The 6,000-nt window shown below is 49.3% G+C and carries 3 protein-coding genes and 3 pseudogenes; 4 read left to right on the plus strand and 2 right to left on the minus strand.

Annotation, left to right across the window (positions count from 1 at the left end; all coding sequences use genetic code 11):
• Window positions 1–349: 349 nt before the first annotated feature.
• Both H9625_RS08340 and H9625_RS08345 read left to right on the plus strand, forming a co-directional pair.
• On the plus strand, window positions 350–1,336 hold the full coding sequence (locus H9625_RS08340; protein WP_191763876.1) for a DUF3592 domain-containing protein: 987 nt from the start codon (window positions 350–352) through the stop codon (window positions 1,334–1,336).
• Window positions 1,337–1,373: 37 nt separating this feature from the next.
• Window positions 1,374–2,087 carry a DUF3592 domain-containing protein gene (locus H9625_RS08345; RefSeq protein WP_087406680.1) on the plus strand — a complete coding sequence of 238 codons (714 nt, stop codon included), beginning with the start codon at window positions 1,374–1,376 and terminating at the stop codon, window positions 2,085–2,087.
• Here H9625_RS08345 and H9625_RS08350 read toward each other — a convergent pair.
• Window positions 2,088–2,363 (minus strand): annotated as a pseudogene (locus H9625_RS08350) (tyrosine-type recombinase/integrase); the annotation flags it as partial.
• On the opposite strand from H9625_RS08350, the pseudogene H9625_RS17990 reads away from it, so the two are divergent.
• Both H9625_RS17990 and H9625_RS17995 read left to right on the plus strand, forming a co-directional pair.
• Window positions 2,358–2,768: pseudogene (locus H9625_RS17990) on the plus strand (aldo/keto reductase); the annotation flags it as partial. The pseudogenes H9625_RS08350 and H9625_RS17990 overlap by 6 nt on opposite strands.
• A gap of 114 nt (window positions 2,769–2,882) precedes the next feature.
• A pseudogene (locus tag H9625_RS17995) lies at window positions 2,883–3,329 on the plus strand (DUF2271 domain-containing protein); the annotation flags it as partial.
• 232 nt (window positions 3,330–3,561) lie between these two features.
• On the opposite strand, the gene H9625_RS08365 reads toward H9625_RS17995, so the two are convergent.
• Window positions 3,562–5,907 carry an ABC transporter permease gene (locus H9625_RS08365; protein WP_191763878.1) on the minus strand — a complete coding sequence of 782 codons (2,346 nt, stop codon included), beginning with the start codon at window positions 5,905–5,907 and terminating at the stop codon, window positions 3,562–3,564.
• Between the last annotated feature and the right edge of the window lie 93 nt (window positions 5,908–6,000).

The following is a 6,000-nucleotide window of genomic DNA, read 5'->3' on the forward strand; positions in this document are numbered from 1 at the left end:
CACGCTTGAACCAAATGTTGCAATTTAATCACCTGAGTATCAAATATTAGTATAGGGAATTATATAGTTATGATACCATATAGTTCCCTATAATTGTAAGTATTAACCTATTTTTTCTGTGCGACTTCAATTGCATCGTGTTTTAATTCGTTTTCATCCTCTACCGCATCTAATACTTTGTCTGCTAATGTATTTGTGCAACAAATCCGCAGTGGTTGTGCAACGCCGCAGTAGAAAAGTACCGTCCCGGATTGTTTTTTTGCGCCTTTTATCGGAATTCACGGCATTGTAACCGGAATGAAATGACCGGACGCTATTTTTGTTATCAAATTCATAAATTGTCCGTGTTATGAAAGAAGAAGACTTGCGCCAAGAAGCCTATAAAGAATGCAAGAAAAGCCAACGAAAGGAAACGATTATTGTCTTTGCGATAATAGCCGTGGCAGGTACTCTTTCCGGGTGCGCATTTATTCCGGTTTATTTTTGGTTGGGCTGTGGATTAGGTCTTTTCCTCATCGCGCTGGCTTGCTCCTTTGCCCATGCCACCTGGAAGAGGCATCAAACTGAGCTTCATGCGGTTGCACAAGGTGTCTTGGCGGAAGCTGAAGTGGTGGAACTGAAGGAAGAGAAGGATTCCGACGGCAAACAGACGACAATGGCCGTCTATGAATTTGCCTTGCCCGGAGGCTCGAAGCACCGCTTCAAGGAATCCGTTTCCTCCTCGATGGCGGGGATTTTGGGGCTGGTACGGGTAGGTACCAGGCTTCCCCTATTTGTTGACCGGAATAATCCGGACATTTTCTATAAGATGAAACACCGCCTCACGGAACAATCCGTTCCGGATATGGACGATGCCGTCATCAGCCAATACCTCGGAAAGTATGGGAATAGTTTGGACGGGCTGAAGCCCGAACAGGTAGTCCGGGGTTATAAGCAATCCAAGTGGATATTGGGAGCATTCTTAGGACTCATCATCGCCGGTGCATTGGGAGTAATCGGTTTCGCGGTGTACACTAATTGGCAGAATATGCGCCATGACAAGATTGAGCTTCCTATCGGTGTGTTTATTTCCCTCTTAGGCCCGACGGAAGTCTACCAGTATTTTCCCGAAACCGATGAATGGAGCTACTATGCGGATGATTTTGGCGTAAGGCGGACAGCCCGTTGGCGTTATGACAGCAAATGCCGAAAGCCAATACAGATAGGCTACACTTCCATCTCTTTTACACCCCAAGAGGCGGGCGACTGGCCGGAACTGCTTATTCCCGAAAGTTACCGAGGCCGGTTGGACGAGTTTGCCGCTGACAAGACGGACAACAACTTGACTCCTCCATGATTTATCACTTATCCTATTCACTAAAAAAACATATTCAATGTATCCCGACAGAGAGAAGGCATTGGCCAAAGGCAGACGGAAAGACAAAACATTTATCCGCGTATTCTGCGGCATATTTATTCTTCTTGGCATTATCTTGTTCACTGCAGGTATTGCCGTTGGCGTCAGCAGTCATACATTCCGGCAAAAGGCGGAACCGGTGAATGCCGTCATCCTGGCCATGCGCGGAGCGACCAGCGAATCATTGGGCACTCCCGTCGTGGAATATGCCGTAGACGGAAAATCCTATACAGCCACACTCAACATGGCATCCTCGTCCATGCACCCGGGCAAGCGGATAACCGTATATTATCAGAAAAACAATCCCCGGGAAGTGCGCTATCTGGACGATAACGGCTGGCTGGTTGCCCTCTTCGTGTTCATGGGAACCGTGTTTGCCGGGATGGGTGCGGCATTCTGGCTGGTGAAGCGCAGCCATGAGCGGAAAGCCCGCCGGTTGCTGGCCACTGGAAAAGTGGTGGAAGCGGAAATCACAGGCATCCGCGAGGATACAAACAACTCGATGAACGGACGTCATCCCATCGTGGTCAGTTGCCGCTACACCGCACCGGATGGACGGGTGTACTTCTTCCGCAGCGGTTCCTTCTGGTACGAAAGCTACGAGATAGACCCGAAGAAGAAGGTGCGCGTGTATGTGGACCGCAACAATCCGGCGGATTATTATGTAGATGTGGACAGTGCCATAGGGTAATTAAACGTGCCGGGTTTCCTGTTTGCAAACAGACCGGATGACCTTGCTGTTTGCCCTGTCCACCACGGAAGTGTCCAACAGGGCAAGGTAAATGCGTGTGGTGTTTTCCGAGTCGTGCCCCAATGCCTCGCTGATGACCGGCAAGGGGATGCGCTGGCTTTGGGCGATGCTGGCCCAACCGTGCCTGCTCACATAGAACGTGAGCTTGACGGGACATCCTGCCATCCTGCCGATTTCCTTCAGCTTGCGGTTCATTCGGTGCGAGGCGTTCAGGTATATTACTCGCTGCTGAACCGTGATTTTGAATGGGAACTGATGCCGCTCGGCATAGACCAGCAGGTAGGCAGCATCATCTGGAGTCCGTTGGCTGCCGGACGTCTGGGAGGGTGCTACCGCCGGAACAACTCCATGCCGCAAGACGGAAGAGTGGCACGCGGAGGCGCACCCGTAAGGGATAACGTAGTGGCTTACGACCGTCTGTATAATATAATAGATGTGTTGGATGAAGTGGCTGCGGAAACGGGAAAGGCTGTGGCACAAGTGGCATTGAACTGGTTGTTGCAACGTCCTACGGTGTGCAGCCTTGTCATCGGAGCCAGTTCAGAAGAACAACTCCGGCAGAACCTGGGGGCGGTAGACTGGAAGCTTACGGCAGAACAGATGCAACGCCTCGATGCCGCCCTGGTTGCGGTCGGCATCTGCCTGCAAGGTTGCACCACCTCGTATGCGAAAGACAGAGAAGATGCGAAAGAAACTCCCGCAGGAGAACGGTTGGAGATTTCTTTCCGCTTCCAGCGTGGCGGCATTGCTTCCAGCCAATATGCCATTTGGATAGAAGACGAAACGGGCAAGTTGGTACGTACCTTGTATGTTACGTCTTTTACAGCAAAAGGAGGATATGAATACCGGAAAGATGCCGTTCCCACATGGGTTGCCAAAGCTGATCCGAAAAATAGGATATCCGGCAATATTGATGCTTTCACTGGTGCCACTCCTCGGAACGGGACGTTACATTATGTGTGGGATGGTAAAAACAATGAAGGTATGCCTGTATCCAAAGGGACGTATATGGTTTTTATAGAAGGCACGCTGTATTGGGAGAGCAGGGTTGTTTTCTCCGCTAAATTGCATTGGGGAAGTTGCGAAGAGGAATCAGTTCTTGTATCTTCCCGATATTATGGAGCTCCTTCAGTGAATAAAGACATGATAACAGATTTGAAAGTCTTTCATATGGCAAAGTGAATTTTGTGTCTGTTGTTCATGCAGTTGGAAAGACATCGGAAACAGGAGAAAAACAAATCCGCCGGCTTCCTTGCTCACGCAAGCTTGCCGGCGGCATTTGAAATCTAAGAGAGTTTATAGATCAATGCTGTATTTAGTTGACTAGGTAACTAGGTACTAGTTGACTAGGTCTGTAGATACTAAGGTGTTTAGAACCTAGTTCCTAGTACCTAGTCACCTAGTGCCTATGAATTTATTCCGTCTTCAGGTTTTCCACCGGATTCTCTCGTGTGGCTTTCAGGCTGATGAGGTATACCGAAACCAGTGAGATGAGGGCTACCGTGATGATGGAAGCTATCGGAACCCACCACGGGAAGGTGCTGTCGAAGGTCACAATCTTATTTATCTGATGTATGCCAAGCGTCATCAGTGGAACTGCGATTGTCAGGCTGATGGCAAGTGATACGAACGTGAAGCGCATCAGCCTTTCTTGTTCTTTCATCGAACTGGATCCGAATGCCTTCCGTATAGCCATGTCGCGCTTACGCTGGGTAATGAAGTAAAGGCTCATGGCGGTCAGTCCCAACAAGGAGATAAGCAAAGCTGCTCCGGTAAAGATAAGCATCAGGCTGTTCAAGCGGCTGAAGTCGGCATAAAGGGTATGCATTTGTTCGCCGTACCATGCAGAGTCGAAAGAAAAATCCTTGGCGGCTATCTTGAACAACTTGTCCAATTGTTTTTTGTAAACGTTCAGGTCGCCGTCCTGCACTTCGACCGAAATGTTCGATGGGTAGATGCTATCGGGGTGCTCTATCTGTATCTGAAGCGGATGGATATCGTGGTCAATCAGGTTTCGGCTGATGACAAAGTCCTTGAACACGCCGGCTATTTGGAAGCGATCATTAGTATCGTTTGTGAAATAATCCGTGATTCCGATGCCTGCCAGTGTCTTCATCGCCCGTTCGCTTAAAAAGATATTGTTGCCTCCTAACGGTGCGTGGCGGTCTTCGGTTATCTGTATATGGTAGATGTCGAGGAACGCCGAATCGGCGATAAAGGTCTGGAAGCTCATCTCCACCGTGCTGTCCGCCGAAGGAATGTAGGTGGTATAGTTGTTCCCTCCGTCCAAAGGTACGCCGCGCGAGAAAGAGATGCATTTTACGAAAGGTAGCTTCTTTGCTTCGGCACGGAAGAGTTGCAGCTCTTTTAGCGAGCCGTAGGACGGATAAATCAGTACATTGTCGTATGCATAGCCCAAGGGTGTGTGTACGATGCGGTATATCTGTAGAGAGAGATAGACGGAGCAGGTGAGCAGGGCAATGGTCAGCCCGCACTGCACGATGTTGAGCACCCGCAGGTAGACAGCTTTCGTCTTGCGTCGGAAAGTCCCTTTTACTACGTCCATGGGGTTGTAGTTGGAAAGTATCGTAGCCGGGATAAAGCCCGAAAGCAAGGTCAATGCTGCAATGAACAGGATATAGACAATAACGGTTGTGGCATTGAGATCGCCCGTAATATCAAGTTTGACGCAGAGCAAGTCGATTGCTATTGGTTCGGCAGCTTTGGCAAGGATGAAACCTATGATGAATGAAAGGAGTGTAAGCAGAAACGATTCAGTTATCATTCGCCAGAAAATATCCTGTTTCGATGAGCCGAGCAGGCGGCGTGTAGCCATTTCCTTGGCGCGGAAACTGGTCTGCGCCACGCTCATGCTGATGTAGTTCAGCACCGCCATCAGCAGGATGAGCACACCCACGGCAATGAAGATTGCCACTAACTTAAAGTCATACTGGTTCATCGGTATGACCGGTGATGTTTCGGAGAAATAGAAATCGTACCAGGGAATGAAGTTGGCTTCTTTCAATGCACCGGAATCTTGATAAAGCCAGAAAAACTCTCTCAAGTACGATACTATATCTGCCGATTTCCGATTCAGGTCGGTACCCGGAGCGGTACGGAAGAAGAGAACGCTTCCCCCGGCATAGTTCATCCCCGTACATTCGATGGAGCTGCTCCAGTTGATATACTTCATGTTCTCGAACGGCATGTACATTTCGATGTCGGGAGAAAGAATTGAGTTGTCGAAGTCTTCGGTGATACCGGTCACGGTGAATGTCGCGTTGTTGCAGGGAATTACCGTCAGGGTTTTGCCTATGGCATGTTCTGTACCGAACAGGCGGATGGCTGCCGAACGGGTAAGCACGATACTGTTGTCATCAGCAAGCAATTGTTCACGGTTCCCTTCTACCAACGGAAGACGGAAGAATTCGAAGAAGTTCTTTTTTACCACACCGCCCTGTGCCTGTACCGTTTTATCACCTACTTTCACAAACAGTTCCGCTGCACTCATGGCACACCAGTCCTCTATCTCCGGATAGCGGCTTTGCAGGCGGTCGCCCAAGTTGTAATGTCCTCCCGCATATTCTTCGTTGGCGAACACCGAGATGCGGTCGGCATCGGGCAGGTCTTTGTCCACAGTGAGCTGCCGTGTCACCATGTTGGCGATAAGGAGCACGAACATCAGCGAGATGCTCAGCCCCGCCACGTTGACGAATGTAAAGAGCTTGTTGCGCTCCAAGAAGGTGAAGTAGGTCTTCATTTCAATTAATAATTAATAATTAGGGTGTCCAGTTTAATGTTCCCAATTTAGCCCACATTTTTGAGCTGTTTGGTGCGTACTGTAACCCAGTTT

The sequence above is a fragment of the Phocaeicola intestinalis genome (assembly GCF_014837065.1).
In the GTDB taxonomy this organism is placed as follows: Bacteria; Bacteroidota; Bacteroidia; order Bacteroidales; family Bacteroidaceae; genus Phocaeicola; species Phocaeicola intestinalis.